This is a genomic window from Pseudomonas sp. B611, assembly GCF_055407965.1.
Genome location: NZ_JBUZST010000005.1, coordinates 273,412 through 288,127, shown reverse-complemented (window position 1 = coordinate 288,127; position 14,716 = coordinate 273,412). Strand labels below are relative to the sequence as shown.

At 60.2% G+C, this 14,716-nt stretch carries 12 protein-coding genes; 8 read left to right on the top strand and 4 right to left on the bottom strand.

Going from position 1 to position 14,716, the window contains the following annotated elements:
• Nucleotides 1-177: 177 nt before the first annotated feature.
• The 8 genes from ppsA to ACZRMO_RS13995 all read left to right on the top strand — a co-directional run bounded on the left by ppsA (nucleotide 178) and on the right by ACZRMO_RS13995 (nucleotide 8,274).
• A complete protein-coding gene (gene ppsA / locus ACZRMO_RS14030; protein WP_124526656.1) occupies nucleotides 178-2,553 on the top strand; it encodes a phosphoenolpyruvate synthase in 2,376 nt (791 codons plus the stop codon).
• Between the two features lie 106 nt (nucleotides 2,554-2,659).
• The gene (locus ACZRMO_RS14025; protein ID WP_463973240.1) at nucleotides 2,660-3,649 is read left to right on the top strand and encodes an alpha/beta fold hydrolase; all 990 of its coding nucleotides are present in this window, start codon (nucleotides 2,660-2,662) and stop codon (nucleotides 3,647-3,649) included.
• 188 nt (nucleotides 3,650-3,837) lie between these two features.
• A complete protein-coding gene (rraA, locus tag ACZRMO_RS14020; protein WP_017527456.1) occupies nucleotides 3,838-4,329 on the top strand; it encodes a ribonuclease E activity regulator RraA in 492 nt (163 codons plus the stop codon).
• A 24-nt stretch (nucleotides 4,330-4,353) separates the two neighbouring features.
• Nucleotides 4,354-5,349, top strand: a complete 996-nt coding sequence (locus tag ACZRMO_RS14015) for a zinc transporter ZntB (protein WP_207041693.1) — start codon at nucleotides 4,354-4,356, stop codon at nucleotides 5,347-5,349.
• Between the two features lie 86 nt (nucleotides 5,350-5,435).
• The gene (locus ACZRMO_RS14010; protein ID WP_005790375.1) at nucleotides 5,436-5,681 is read left to right on the top strand and encodes a hypothetical protein; all 246 of its coding nucleotides are present in this window, start codon (nucleotides 5,436-5,438) and stop codon (nucleotides 5,679-5,681) included.
• 2 nt (nucleotides 5,682-5,683) lie between these two features.
• Nucleotides 5,684-6,508, top strand: coding sequence for a mechanosensitive ion channel family protein (locus tag ACZRMO_RS14005; RefSeq protein ID WP_003175519.1), 825 nt, complete (start codon nucleotides 5,684-5,686; stop codon nucleotides 6,506-6,508).
• An 87-nt stretch (nucleotides 6,509-6,595) separates the two neighbouring features.
• Complete coding sequence (gene sigX / locus ACZRMO_RS14000) at nucleotides 6,596-7,186, top strand: RNA polymerase sigma factor SigX (RefSeq protein ID WP_124526653.1); 591 nt, start codon at nucleotides 6,596-6,598, stop codon at nucleotides 7,184-7,186.
• A 107-nt stretch (nucleotides 7,187-7,293) separates the two neighbouring features.
• Nucleotides 7,294-8,274, top strand: a complete 981-nt coding sequence (locus tag ACZRMO_RS13995; protein ID WP_124526652.1) for an OmpA family protein — start codon at nucleotides 7,294-7,296, stop codon at nucleotides 8,272-8,274.
• 60 nt (nucleotides 8,275-8,334) lie between these two features.
• On the opposite strand, the gene cobA is transcribed toward ACZRMO_RS13995, so the two are convergent.
• The 4 genes from cobA to nirB are packed head-to-tail and all read right to left on the bottom strand — an operon-like array spanning nucleotide 8,335 to nucleotide 14,564.
• Entirely contained in the window at nucleotides 8,335-9,078 is a 744-nt protein-coding gene (gene cobA, locus ACZRMO_RS13990) for a uroporphyrinogen-III C-methyltransferase (RefSeq protein ID WP_463973239.1), read from the bottom strand.
• 10 nt (nucleotides 9,079-9,088) lie between these two features.
• Nucleotides 9,089-11,797 carry a nitrate reductase gene (locus ACZRMO_RS13985; RefSeq protein ID WP_463973238.1) on the bottom strand — a complete coding sequence of 903 codons (2,709 nt, stop codon included), beginning with the start codon at nucleotides 11,795-11,797 and terminating at the stop codon, nucleotides 9,089-9,091.
• A complete protein-coding gene (nirD, locus tag ACZRMO_RS13980) occupies nucleotides 11,797-12,114 on the bottom strand; it encodes a nitrite reductase small subunit NirD (RefSeq protein ID WP_463973237.1) in 318 nt (105 codons plus the stop codon). The genes ACZRMO_RS13985 and nirD overlap by 1 nt, the downstream gene beginning before the upstream one ends.
• Nucleotides 12,111-14,564 carry a nitrite reductase large subunit NirB gene (gene nirB, locus ACZRMO_RS13975; RefSeq protein WP_463973236.1) on the bottom strand — a complete coding sequence of 818 codons (2,454 nt, stop codon included), beginning with the start codon at nucleotides 14,562-14,564 and terminating at the stop codon, nucleotides 12,111-12,113. The genes nirD and nirB overlap by 4 nt, the downstream gene beginning before the upstream one ends.
• Nucleotides 14,565-14,716 lie beyond the last annotated feature (152 nt).

Below are 14,716 nucleotides of genomic sequence, written 5' to 3'. Positions count from 1 at the left end.
TGAGCCCTGGGCCTTAAGCTGATGACGAATCTTGGATATGATAGGCGCGATTTTGCCGTCCCGCAGTGGGCCGCATTCTCACTTATTTTCCAGGTCCAGGCCACAAGCGCTGGCGAAAGCTCCTACTGAGCAGCCGGCGTCCTGAGCTTTTCCAACACAGTTAGTGGAGAGATCACCTTGGTAGAGTACGTAGTTTCCCTCGATAAGCTCGGCGTCCATGATGTAGAGCACGTGGGGGGCAAGAACGCATCCCTCGGCGAGATGATCAGTAATCTTGCAGGCGCTGGTGTTTCGGTGCCGGGTGGTTTTGCCACCACGGCCCAGGCTTACCGCGATTTCCTCGAACTGAGCGGCCTCAACGCTCAGATCCACGCCGCGCTGGACGCACTGGACGTCGATGACGTCAACGCCCTGGCCAAGACCGGCAGCCAGATCCGCCAATGGATCATGGACGCCGAGTTCCCCGAGAAGCTCAACGAAGAAATCCGCACCGCCTTCGCCGAACTGTCGGCCGGCAACCCGGACGTGGCCGTAGCCGTGCGCTCTTCGGCCACCGCCGAAGATTTGCCGGACGCCTCCTTCGCCGGCCAGCAAGAAACCTTCCTGAATATCCGCGGCGTGGAAAACGTGATCCGCGCGGCCAAGGAAGTGTTCGCCTCGCTGTTCAACGATCGCGCGATTTCCTACCGTGTACACCAAGGTTTCGACCACAAGCTGGTGGCCCTGTCTGCCGGCGTGCAACGCATGGTGCGTTCGGAAACCGGTACCGCCGGCGTCATGTTCACCCTCGATACCGAATCCGGTTTCCGTGACGTGGTGTTCATCACCGGCGCCTACGGCCTGGGGGAAACCGTCGTACAAGGCGCGGTGAACCCGGACGAATTCTACGTCCACAAGCACACCCTTGAAGCCGGTCGCCCGGCCATCCTGCGCCGCAACCTGGGCAGCAAGGCCATCAAGATGATCTACGGTGATGAAGCCAAGGCCGGCCGTTCGGTGAAAACCGTTGACGTCGACAAGGCTGATCGCGCGCGTTTCTGTCTGACCGACGCTGAAGTCAGCGAATTGGCCAAGCAAGCGATGATCATTGAAAAGCACTACAAGTGCCCGATGGATATCGAGTGGGCCAAAGATGGTGACGACGGCAAGCTGTACATCGTGCAAGCCCGCCCGGAAACCGTGAAGAGCCGCACTTCGGCCAACGTCATGGAACGCTACCTGCTGAAAGAAACCGGCACCGTGCTGGTGGAAGGCCGTGCCATCGGCCAGCGCATCGGCGCCGGCAAGGTGCGGATCATCAAGGACGTGTCCGAAATGGACAAAGTCCAGCCAGGTGACGTGCTGGTCTCCGACATGACCGACCCGGACTGGGAACCGGTGATGAAACGCGCCAGCGCCATCGTCACCAACCGTGGCGGGCGTACCTGCCACGCGGCGATCATCGCTCGTGAGCTGGGGATTCCTGCGGTCGTGGGCTGCGGCAACGCGACCCAACTGCTCAAAGACGGCCAGGGCGTGACTGTTTCCTGCGCCGAAGGCGACACCGGCTTCATCTTTGAAGGTGAGCTGGGCTTCGACATCAAGCAAAACTCCATCGACGCCATGCCCGACCTGCCGTTCAAGATCATGATGAACGTCGGCAACCCGGACCGTGCCTTCGACTTCGCGCAGTTGCCGAACGCCGGTGTGGGCCTGGCCCGCCTGGAGTTCATCATCAACCGCATGATCGGCGTGCACCCCAAGGCCCTGTTGAACTACGACGGCCTGCCGCTGGACATCAAGGAAAGCGTCGACAAGCGTATCGCCGGCTACAACGACCCGGTGGGTTTCTACGTCGAGAAGCTGGTGGAAGGCATCAGCACCCTGGCGGCAGCGTTCTACCCGAAAAAGGTCATCGTGCGCCTGTCGGACTTCAAGTCCAATGAATACGCCAACCTGATCGGCGGCAAGCTCTACGAGCCGGAAGAAGAAAACCCGATGCTGGGTTTCCGTGGTGCCTCGCGTTACATCAGTGAAGCGTTCCGCGACTGCTTCGAACTCGAATGCCGCGCCCTCAAGCGCGTGCGCAACGAGATGGGCCTGACCAACGTCGAGATCATGGTGCCGTTCGTGCGCACCCTGGGTGAAGCGAGCCAAGTGGTGGACCTGCTGGCTGAGAACGGCCTGTCCCGTGGCGAGAACGGCTTGCGCGTGATCATGATGTGCGAACTGCCGTCCAACGCCATCCTGGCCGAAGAGTTCCTGGAATTCTTCGACGGTTTCTCCATCGGCTCCAACGACCTGACCCAACTGACCCTGGGCCTGGACCGCGACTCCGGGATCATCGCGCACCTGTTCGATGAGCGAAATCCTGCGGTCAAGAAGCTGCTGGCCAACGCTATCCAGGCCTGTAACAAGGCTGGCAAGTACATCGGTATCTGCGGCCAAGGCCCTTCCGACCACCCGGACCTGGCCAAATGGCTGATGGAACAGGGCATCGAGAGCGTCTCGCTGAACCCCGATTCCGTGCTGGAAACCTGGTTCTTCCTGGCGGAAGGCCAAGCGTCCGCCTAAAGTCGGTACGTCAAAAGTGCCGGTCACTCGCTGAGGGTGGCCGGCATTCTTATCTGTACAGGGCGGGCCTCCTCGCGGACGCCGCCCTTTTTTGTGCAAGAGCATTATGCAAAGCAGCAGCAACCTGTTTCCCGTCGCCCTGATCAGCGCTGAACGTCGTGGCGACCTGAGTGAAGATGTATACCGCCTCAAGCCCGGTAACAGTCCCGACGGCACCGTCGAGCTGGCGGTTACCCGCTTGGGCCAGGCCGATGTCCCGGAAAACCGGGGCATCCCCGTTATTTTGCTGCACGGCAGTTTTTCCAATCGACGCTTCTGGTATTCCCCTAAGGGGCTCGGCCTGGGCGCGCACCTGGCACGCCAGGGGTTTGATGTATGGATCCCGGAAATGCGTGGGCATGGCCTGTCCAAGCGCAATCATGACTACGCGCGCAACCGTGTCGCGGACTATGCGCGCTACGATTTGCCGGCCATTGGCGCGTTTGTGCGTGAGCAAAGCGGGCAGATCCCGCATTGGGTCGGTCATTCGCTGGGCGCCACCAGCTTGGCTGCAGCTTTGGGTGGGCAACACCTGGGAGCGCCGGCAGTGGCTTCGGTGGCACTGTTTGGCTGTCAGGTCAGTCGCACGCATTGGCCGTTGAAACTGCCGCCGCTGGAGTGGACTGGCCGCTTGCTGTTGAAACGCTTCGGCGAGATTTCCGGCTCACGGTTCAAGCGCGGCCCGGAGGACGAACCGGCGGGCGTGCTGATCGAAGCCATGCGCTGGAACGGCCTGTTTGGACGTTTTGGCGAAGGTAAAAACGATTGGTGGAAAGGCCTGGCCGATGTCGAGGTGCCGCTCTTGGCTGTCAGTGCTGCCGGCGACCATCAGGACCCGGACTGGGCCTGTCGCAAGCTGTTCGAGCAGGTGGGCTCTGAGCATCGCCAATATCTGTGCCTGGGGCGCCAGCAGGGTTTCAGCGGGGATTTCGGCCACGTAGAGATGCTGGTCAGCAAAGCGGCGCAAACTGAAGTGTGGCCGTTGGTGGCGCAGTGGTTGAAGGATCCGCTCACACCTCTGTTCGGGGCTTCGGCCGCAGCCGTCGCCGAGGTTTGATGGAGCGCTCAGCCACGGGCGTTTCGCTCCATTACGGTTACGGCTAAGATATGACGCGCTGAACGCTTCTGGTCATATTCAGTCGCGCAGTGGCTATTGCGTTGCGGCGGCGCGGGTGGGATGTTCCCCATCGGCTTCGACCGGTACTTCCTTGAAAGACACTTCTTTGACAGAAAGGAATTTTTTCGATGAACCATTACGTGACCCCCGACCTGTGCGACGCCTACCCGGAACTGGTGCAGGTCGTCGAGCCGATGTTCAGCAACTTCGGCGGGCGAGACTCCTTTGGTGGTGAGATTGTCACCATCAAGTGCTTCGAAGATAACTCGCTGGTCAAGGAGCAAGCCGACCAGCCGGGCGCTGGCAAGGTGCTGGTGGTCGATGGTGGTGGTTCCCTGCGCCGCGCGTTGCTGGGCGACATGATCGCCGAAAAAGCCGCAAAAAACGGCTGGGAAGGGCTGGTGATCTACGGTTGCATCCGTGATGTCGATGTCATTGCGCAGACCGATTTGGGGGTACAGGCCCTTGCCAGTCACCCGATGAAGACCGATAAGCGCGGTATCGGCGACCTCAACGTGGTGGTCACGTTCGCCGGTGTGACGTTCCGCCCCGGTGAATACATCTACGCCGATAACAACGGCGTGATCGTGTCGCCAAGCCCGCTGAAAATGCCTGAATAAACCGCAATAGCCGATGGGGTGAGGATGTTCGAGGAAGAAAACGCGCAATGGGGGCTGGTGCATGCCCTGGTGCTGGACGGTAAAGGCGGTGCGCGTTCGATTGCCCGGACAGAGCTCGACGACTTGCAACTGCAGCCCCAGGAAAGCCTGTGGCTGCACTGGGATCGCAGTCATCCCCAGACGCAGACCTGGCTGCGCAAATCCAGCGGCTTGAGCGAGTTCGCCTGTGATCTGCTGCTGGAGGAGAACACTCGCCCGCGCCTGTTGCCGTTGCCGGACGCCGAGTTGCTGCTGTTCCTGCGCGGGGTCAACCTCAACCCGGGCGCCGAGCCGGAAGACATGGTCTCGGTGCGCATTTTTGCGGCGGCCAGTCGGGTGATTTCCCTGCGTTTGCGGCCGTTGCGCGCCACCGATGAGCTGTTGGTGCAGTTGGCGGATGGCAAAGGTCCTAAAACGGCGTCAGAACTTATCCTTTATATGGCGCAGTACTTGACCAATAAAGTGCAGGATCTGGTCACCGACCTGTCCGAAATCGTCGATGCCGAAGAAGAAAAACTCGATACCGACGAACGGTATACCCCGGAACATGGCAGCGTTTTGCAGATCCGTCGGCGAGCGGCTGGGCTCAAGCGATTCCTCGCGCCGCAGCGGGATATTTTTGCCCAGCTGACGCGGATCAAATTGCCGTGGTTCTGCGACGACGATGCCGACTATTGGAATGAATTGAACAACAGCCTGACCCGCTACCTGGAAGAGCTTGAATTGACCCGGGAGCGCGTGGGGCTTGTGCTGGAAGCCGAAGACCGGCGTTTGAGCGTGCGTATGAATCGCACGATGTACCGTTTCGGCATCATTACCGGGATCTTCCTGCCGATGAGCTTTCTGACCGGCTTGCTGGGTATCAATGTGGGTGGGATTCCGTTCTCCGCCAGCCCCTATGGGTTTGTGATTGCATGCCTGTTGATGGTGTCGGTGGCACTGGGGCAATGGTGGCTATTTCGACGATTGCGCTGGGTTTGACCTGAATATGACCTGAACGTAGGAAGGGTCCCATGTGACCCCAAGAATTTAACCCTCGTCTTTTAAAACACTTGCGAGAGGTCTTTATGCACGATCCGTTCGAACAGTCTTTGCGTGACATGCTCAATGCCTCGCCGTCCAACCGTGACGACGATGCCTGCCTGGGCCGCGTGTTGAAAACCGCCAACCGTCAGGTAGGGGCGGGTGATTTGTTCGGCCTGCTCGGGCGTTGGCTGCCGGCGTTGATGATGGCCCTGAACAACGGTTCGGCCCACGTTTCACCGGTTTCCCGTCGTAAACCTCTTGCTCGCACTGCTGATAAGGCTGATTGAATATGGAACTTGATCTCTGGACCCAGAGCCTGGTCACCGCGATGACCGCGTTGTGGACCAAGGTGGCGAACTTCATTCCCAACCTGTTTGGGGCCCTGGTCCTGGTATTGCTGGGTTTTGTAGTGGCCAAGCTGCTCGACACCCTGTTGTCCAAGCTCCTCGCCAAACTCGGCCTCGACCGCCTGATGGCAGGCACCGGCCTGACCAAGTTGCTGGGGCGTGCCGGGCTGCAAGTGCCGATCTCGACACTGATCGGCAAGATCGTCTACTGGTTTGTTTTGCTGATTTTTCTGGTTTCTGCGGCTCAATCCCTTGGCCTTGAGCGAGTTTCAGCTACGCTCGACATGCTGGCGCTGTATTTACCGAAGGTTTTCGGTGGCGCGCTGGTACTGCTGGTGGGCGTTTTACTGGCGCAACTGGCCAATGGCCTGGTGCGTGGGGCCGCTGAAGGGGTGGGGCTGGACTATGCCGCTGGCCTGGGGCGAATCGCCCAGGGCCTGGTGATCATCATCAGTATTTCGGTCGCGATCAGCCAGTTGGAGGTCAAGACTGACCTGCTCAACCATGTGATTGTGATCGTTTTGATTACCGTTGGTCTGGCCGTTGCGCTGGCCATGGGCTTGGGAAGCCGGGAAATTGCCGGCCAGATTCTTGCGGGAATCTATGTGCGTGAGTTGTATCAGGTTGGGCAACAGGTGCGTGTAGGCGAGGTCGAAGGGCAAATCGAGGAGATCGGTACAGTCAAGACGACGGTGCTGACCGATGACGGCGACCTGGTGTCGTTGTCCAATCGGATCCTCCTGGAACAGCAGGTCAGTAGCCGCTAACCCGGCAAACCCTGCTAATGTACGCCGCCGCAAACCCGGCTGACCGGGCTGTAGCGGACATTGACCTGACTGTCGGCACGACTTGTTTTGAATAAAGCCCAAACGCTGTCCACGCGCTATGACCCCCGTGAGCTCTCTGATGAGGAGTTGGTCGCGCGCTCGCACACGGAGCTGTTTCACGTAACTCGCGCGTACGAAGAATTGATGCGCAGATATCAACGCACTCTGTTCAACGTTTGTTCAAGGTATTTAGGGAACGATAGAGATGCGGATGATGTCTGTCAGGAAGTGATGCTCAAGGTGCTGTATGGCTTGAAGAACTTCGAGGGCAAATCGAAGTTCAAGACATGGCTATATAGCATCACGTACAACGAGTGCATCACGCAGTATCGTAAGGAACGGCGAAAGCGTCGCTTGATGGACGCTTTGAGTCTGGACCCCCTTGAGGAGGCGTCTGAAGAAAAGACGCCGGCACCCGAGGACAAGGCCGGACTTGATCGCTGGTTGGTGTATGTGAACCCGATTGACCGCGAAATCCTGGTGCTACGATTTGTCGCAGAACTGGAATTTCAGGAAATCGCTGACATCATGCACATGGGTTTGAGTGCTACAAAAATGCGTTACAAACGTGCTCTAGATAAATTACGTGAGAAATTTGCGGGCGAGACTGAAACTTAGTGCGTGGCAAATATCTCTTACGTGTAGGCAAGTTCTGTTAGACTTGTCGCCGAGTTGTCCCCCGGTTTGTGGGACTGCTTTACAATCACCAGATGGGGATTTAACGGATGAAACTGAAAAACACCTTGGGCTTGGCCATTGGTTCTCTTATTGCCGCTACTTCTTTCGGCGTTCTGGCACAAGGCCAAGGCGCAGTTGAAGGCGAGCTGTTCTACAAGAAGCAGTACAACGATAGCGTCAAGCACATCGAAGACGGCTTCAATCCTGGCGCTCGCATCGGTTACTTCCTGACCGACGACCTGTCCTTGAACCTGTCCTACGACAAAACCAACCACACCCGTTCGAACGACGGTACTGGTAACCAGAAGATCAAAGGCGATACCGGCAGCCTGGTTGCCCAGTATCACTTCGGTCAAGCTGGCGTAGACAGCCTGCGTCCATACGTTGAAGGTGGTTTCGGTCACCAGAGCCGTGGCAACGTCAAAGCTGACGGCCACAGCGGTCGCGATCAGACTACTTTCGCTACCGTTGGTACTGGCGTGAAGTACTACTTCACCAACAACCTGTACGCTCGTGCCGGTGTTGAAGCTGACTACGGTCTGGACAACGGCAAGTGGGACTACTCCGCACTGGTCGGCCTGGGCGTAAACTTCGGCGGTAACGCTGGCGCAGCTGCTCCAGCTCCTACCCCAGCACCAGCTCCAGAGCCAACTCCAGAGCCAGAAGCTCCAGTTGCTCAGGTTGTTCGTGTTGAGCTGGACGTTAAGTTCGACTTCGACAAATCCGTTGTTAAGCCTAACAGCTACGGCGACGTGAAAAACCTGGCCGACTTCATGGCTCAGTACCCAGCTACCAACGTAGAAGTTGCTGGTCACACTGACTCCGTAGGTCCAGACGCTTACAACCAGAAGCTGTCCCAGCGTCGTGCTGACGCTGTTAAGCAAGTCCTGGTTAAAGACGGCGTTGCTCCTAGCCGTGTAACTGCAGTAGGTTACGGCGAATCCCGCCCAGTTGCTGACAACGCAACTGAAGCTGGTCGTGCTGTTAACCGTCGTGTAGAAGCGTCGGTTGAAGCTCAAGCTCAGTAATTACTGAGTGGTAGAAAAAAGCCCGGCTTAGGCCGGGCTTTTTTTCGCCTGTGATTTGCCTCAGGCGCTGGCCGCAGCGGCAACATAGGCGGCCTGTCCGACAGCGGCGACCCTGCCGATCACCAGAATGGCCGGGCTTTTCAAGGCGAAAACCCGCGCGTCCTCCTGCATCCGTGACAGCGTGCTGCGACACTCACGCTGCTGGGGCAACGAGGCATTTTCGATCATCGCCACCGGCATATCCGCCGCCATACCGCCCTCCAGCAATTGCTGACGAATCTCCTCCAGCTTCGCCACGCCCATATACACCACCAACGTCGTCCCACCCTCCGCCAACGCCCGCCAATTCAGGCTGCTGTCGTCCTGGGTATGCGCCGTCACCAGCGTCACGCCCCGGCTGACACCGCGCAATGTCAGGGGCACCGAGCAATTCGTCGCCCCCGCCAGGCCGGCGGTGATGCCGTTGACCAACTCCACCTCGACCCCACGCTCACGCAACCACATCGCCTCTTCGCCACCCCGGCCGAAAATGCACGGGTCACCGCCCTTGAGCCGCACCACGCACTTGCCCTGGCGCGCATAACGCAGCATCAGGCGGTGGATAAAATCCTGCGGCGTCGAGCGACAACCGCCGCGCTTTCCGACAGTAATCACCCGTGCAGCGGCGCAATGTTCCAGCACCACCGGGTTGACCAGATCATCAATCAGCACCACATCGGCTTCATTCATCGCCCTTACCGCCTTGAGGGTCAGCAACTCCGGGTCGCCGGGCCCTGCACCCACCAGCCAGACTTTTGCGCTCATGTTCTTCCCCTCACACACTGATTGCGATTGGCTGCGGATTGCTGGCCAATAGACGCTTGATTTCCGGTACACAGGAGCCGCATTGCGTGCCGCAACCCAGCTCCCGTTTGAGCCCATCCAGGTCCAGGCCACGGGCAATGCCAGCGCACACGGTGTTCTCGCTGACGTTCTTGCAGTTACACAACACCTTGCTGCTGGCCGCTGGACCTCCCGGCGGTGCACTGAGTGGCGCCAACAGCCAGCGCCGCAGTTGATCGTCGGTCCGCCCCTCCAGCCACAGGCTTTGCAGCCAGTGGCGCGCCAGGGTTTCCCCGGCCAGGCGCAGCGCCGTGATGCGGCCTTTTTCGATTTTCACGCGCTTGCCAATGGAACGGCGCGGGTCGTCATAGGCCATCACCGGGCCGTCGTTGAGGCCGAGTAATTCGTCGATACGCGTCAGCAGTTGTAGGTCGGGCGCTTCGCTGTGTGCCGCACGCAGCAGCAGGGCCGGGCGCTCGCGTCCGGCCAGGCTCAGGCTGACGTAGGCAAACTCCTCGCACAGCGGGCGCAACGCAGCAAAGTGTTGCTGCACATCGCCCTCGATCAAGGCGAACAACTGCCACGGCAGGCTCACCGCCTCCAGGCGCACACCGCTGTGCTTGAGTTCCGGCTGTTTCGACAACGGGTCGAACGCCGGCTGGGTGAGGGCATTCACACCGCCCTTGAGAAAACGATCCCCCCAATGCATCGGCAGAAACGCCTGGCCAGGGCGCACGCTGTCGTCAGCGCTGACCGCAACAATCACTTGGCCGCGCCGGCTTTTCAGGTTGACCAGATCACCGTCTTTCACGCGATGACGGCGCATTTCGTCTGGATGCAGGCTCAACAATGCCTCGCTGACGTGTCCGAATAACTGCGCGGCGGTGCCGGTGCGGCTCATACCATGCCATTGGTCACGTAGGCGGCCGGTGATCAGGGTCAAGGGGAAACGCGCGTCACGCTGTTCCTTGGCCGCACGGTAAGGGTCGGCGATGAACTGCGCGCGCCCGCTGGCGGTGGGGAAGTGGCCATCGGTGTACAAGCGTGGCGTGCCGGCTTGTGCACCTGTAGGAAACGGCCATTGCTGTGGGCCGATGCTGTCGAGCACGGCGTGGCTGATGCCCGACAAGTCGAGATCGCGCCCGTGGGTCAGCCGCTTGTACTCATCAAAAATCTGCGCTGGCTGCTCGAAGGCAAACAGGCTGTCCTGCCCCGGGCGTAAACGACGCTCCAGGCGCTGTGCGAAATCCACAGTAATTGCCCAATCCGGCCGCGCTTCTCCCGGTGGGACGATGGCGCGGCGCACGTGGGAGATACGCCGCTCGGAGTTGGTCACCGTGCCTTCTTTCTCCCCCCAACTGGCGGCGGGCAGCAGCAGGTCGGCATAGGCCGCCGTTTCAGTGGTGTGAAACGCTTCCTGCAACACCACAAAAGGGCAGGTCGCCAAGGCTGCGCGCACGGCGTTCTGGTCCGGCAGCGATTGGGCCGGGTTGGTGCAGGCAATCCACACCGCCTTGATCTTGCCCGCCTGCATCTGCTCGAACAGTTCGACAGCGCTCAGCCCAACGCTGGCGGGCAGCGACGCCACGCCCCAATACGCCGCGACCTCTGCGCGATGCGCAGGGTTCGCCGCCTCACGATGCCCCGGCAGCAGGTTCGACAAGCTGCCCGTTTCGCGCCCACCCATGGCATTCGGCTGGCCGGTCAGGGAGAACGGGCCACAACCCGGCCGCCCAATAGTCCCGGTGGCCAGGTGCAGATTGATCAACGCGCTGTTTTTCGCGCTGCCGGCGGTGGACTGGTTAAGGCCCATGCACCACAACGACAGGAAACTGCTGGAGGTGCCCACCCACTCTGCGCACAGGCGCAGTTGCTCGACGCTGATCCCGCAGAGCTGCGTGACCATCTGCGGCGTGTAGTCATGGACCAGGCGTTTCAGCTCGGCCAAACCCTCGGTGTGGGCCTGGATAAACCTGCGGTCGATCCAGTCTTCCCACAGCAACAGATGCAAAATCCCATGGAACAACGCCACATCCGTGCCCGGCAGAATCGCCAGGTGCAGGTCAGCCAGATCGCAGGTGTCTGTACGCCGTGGGTCAATCACCACGATTTTCATCTGCGGGCGACGCGCCTTGGCTTCCTCCAGGCGTCGGAACAGTACCGGATGGGCGTAGGCCATATTGCTGCCGACGATCATTACGCAGTCACTGCTTTCCAGGTCTTCATAGCTGCACGGTGGCGCATCCGCGCCCAGGCTGCGTTTGTAGCCGACCACCGCCGAAGACATGCACAGCCGTGAGTTGCTGTCGATATTGTTGGTGCCCACCAAGGCCCGGGCGAGCTTGTTGAAACTGTAGTAGTCCTCGGTCAGCAGTTGCCCGGAGATGTAGAAGGCCACGCTGTCCGGCCCGTGTTCGGCGATGGTCTCGGCGAACACGTTGGCCGCGTGATCCAGGGCCGTGTCCCAGTCGGTGCGCGCGCGGGCCATGCCTTTGCCCAGGCGCAGTTGCGGGTACAAGGCGCGGGCGGACAGGTCGCCGGTGAGGTGCAGGCTGGAACCCTTGCTGCACAATTTGCCGAAGTTGGCCGGGTGGTTCGGGTCGCCCGTCACCCCGAGGATCTGCGCACCGTCATGCTCGATCAGCACGCCGCAACCCACGCCGCAATAGCAGCAGGTGGACGCGGTGGTCTGGCGGTTCATCACACGGCGTCCCGCAGGGCCAGCATCACTCGGCCGTTTTCTACGCGGGCCGGGTGATGGTGGGCGCAACCGATGTCCGGCGCCTGGGCTTCGCCGGACGCCAGGTCGATCTGCCAGTTATGCAGCGGGCAGGCCACGCGCTTGCCGTAGATCAGACCTTGGGACAACGGACCGCCCTTGTGTGGGCAGCGGTCGTCGAGGGCGAAGACTTCGTCGTCACTGGTACGAAAAATCGCGATGTCGCCCTTGGGGCCCTGGATGATGCGCGAGCCCAGTACGTTGATCTCGTCGAGGGCGCAGATATTCAGCCAGTTCATGCCGGCACCTCCAGCTGTTGGACGGGGATGACATCAAATTCTTTTTTCAGCAGCGGCTGTTCCAGGCGCTCTTTCCACGGATCTTGTTCGAACGACAGGGAGAATTGCAGGCGTTCGTTGAGAGCCTGGCGGCGGGCCGGGTCTTCCAGTACGGCTTTCTTGATGTGCTCCATGCCGACCCGTTGCAGGTAGTGCACGGTGCGCTCAAGGTAGAAGGCTTCTTCGCGGTACAGCTGTAGGAAGGCGCCGTTGTATTCGCGCACTTCTTCGGCGGTTTTCAGCTTGACGAAGAACTCTGCGACCTCAGTTTTGATTCCGCCGTTGCCGCCGATGTACATCTCCCAGCCCGAGTCGACGCCGATGATTCCCACGTCCTTGATCCCGGCTTCCGAGCAATTGCGTGGGCAACCGGACACTGCCAGCTTGACCTTGTGCGGCGACCACATATTGAACAGGTCATGCTCCAGCTCGATGCCCAGCTGTGTGGAATTCTGCGTGCCGAAACGGCAGAACTCGCTGCCCACGCAGGTTTTCACGGTGCGGATGGACTTGCCGTAGGCGTGCCCGGACGGCATGTCGAGGTCTTTCCACACCCCCGGCAAGTCCTGTTTCTTGATCCCCAGCAAGTCGATGCGCTGACCGCCGGTGACCTTGACCATCGGTACGTTGTACTTGTCGGCCACGTCGGCGATGCGGCGCAGCTCCGAGGGATTGGTCACACCGCCCCACATCCGTGGGACCACGGAGTAGGTGCCGTCTTTCTGAATATTGGCGTGGGCCCGTTCGTTGATCAGGCGCGATTGCGGGTCGTCCTTGGCTTCGCCGGGCCAGGTGGAAATCAGGTAGTAGTTCAGCGCCGGGCGGCAAGTGGCACAGCCGTTGGGCGTGCGCCAGTTCAGGTAGCTCATGGTGCCGGCGATGGTCAGCAGGTGCTGGTCGCGGATGGCCTGGCGGATCTGCCCGTGGTTGAGGTCGCTGCAACCGCAGATGGCTTTTTCGCTTTTCGGTTTGACGTCAGCCGCGCCGCCGACGGTATTGATCAGGATCTGTTCCACCAAGCCGACACAGGAGCCGCAAGAGCTGGCCGCCTTGGTGTGTTTTTTCACCTCATCGACGCTGAACAGCCCCTGTTCCTGGATCGCCTTGACGATGGTGCCCTTGCACACGCCATTGCAGCCGCAGACCTCGGCGTTGTCGGCCATGCTCATGGCCTTGTCCTGGCCTTGATGGCCCACGTCACCCAGGGCGTTTTCGCCGAACATCAGATGGTCGCGGATCTCGCCAATGGCATGATTCTCACGGATCTGGCGGAAATACCAACCACCGTCGGCGGTGTCGCCGTACAGGCAGGCACCGACCAGGATGTCGTCCTTGATCACCAGCTTCTTGTACACGCCGCCAATGGGGTCGGAGAGGGTGATGGTCTCGGTGCCTTCGCCGCCCATGAAGTCGCCGGCGGAAAACAGGTCGATACCGGTGACCTTCAACTTGGTCGAGGTCACCGAGCCCTTGTAGGTGGCAAAACCCAGCTGGGCCAGGTGATTGGCGCAGACCTTGGCCTGTTCGAACAGTGGCGCCACCAAGCCGTAGGCGATCCCGCGATGGCTGGCGCATTCGCCGATCGCGTAGATGCGCGGGTCGTAGGTTTGCAGGGTGTCGTTGACCAGAATCCCACGGTTGCAGGGGATGCCGGATTTTTCCGCGAGTTCGGTGTTGGGCCGAATGCCGGCGGCCATCACCACCAGGTCGGCGGGGATGATGTCGCCGTTCTTGAATTGCACCGAGCCGACGCGGCCATTACCGGCGTCATGCAGCGCCTGGGTTTGTTCACACAGGCGAAACACCAGGCCACGGCTTTCCAGCTCGGTTTGCAGCAATTGGCCGCTGGTCTTGTCCAGTTGCCGCTCCAGCAGCCACTCGCCGATATGCACCACGGTCACGTGCATGCCGCGCAACATCAGGCCGTTGGCGGCTTCCAGGCCGAGCAGGCCACCGCCGATCACCACCGCATGCGTGTGGGTCTTGGCGGTGTCGATCATGACCTGGGTGTCGGCGATGTCGCGGTAGCCGATCACGCCCTGCAAGGTGTTGCCGGGGATCGGCAGGATAAACGGCGTGGATCCGGTGGCGATCAGCAGGCGATCGTATTCGGCTTCGCTGCCGTCTTCGGCGATCACCACGCGTTTGACGCGGTCGATCTGCACCACTTTGCGGTTGAGCAGCAGTTTGATGTGGTTATCCAGGTACCAGCTGAGGTCGTTGAGCACGATCTCTTCGAAGGTTTGTTCACCGGCCAGCACTGGCGACAGCAGGATACGGTTGTAGTTGGTGTAGGGCTCGGCGCCGAACACGGTGATGTCGTACAGGTCGCTGCTCAGCTTGAGCAATTCTTCAAGGGTGCGAACCCCGGCCATGCCGTTGCCGATCATCACTAATTTGAGTTTTTTCATGTCGTTCTCCGCAATGGCTCGACAAATCACGCGCAAACAAAAAAGGCGTCCCCGCTAGTTAGCTAGCGAGGACGCCTTTGTCCTGGTCCCGTTCTCTCGGGAAGCACGGCCCTTCGTCGTTGAAGGGGCGGCTATATGTGTGGTGTTGAAAG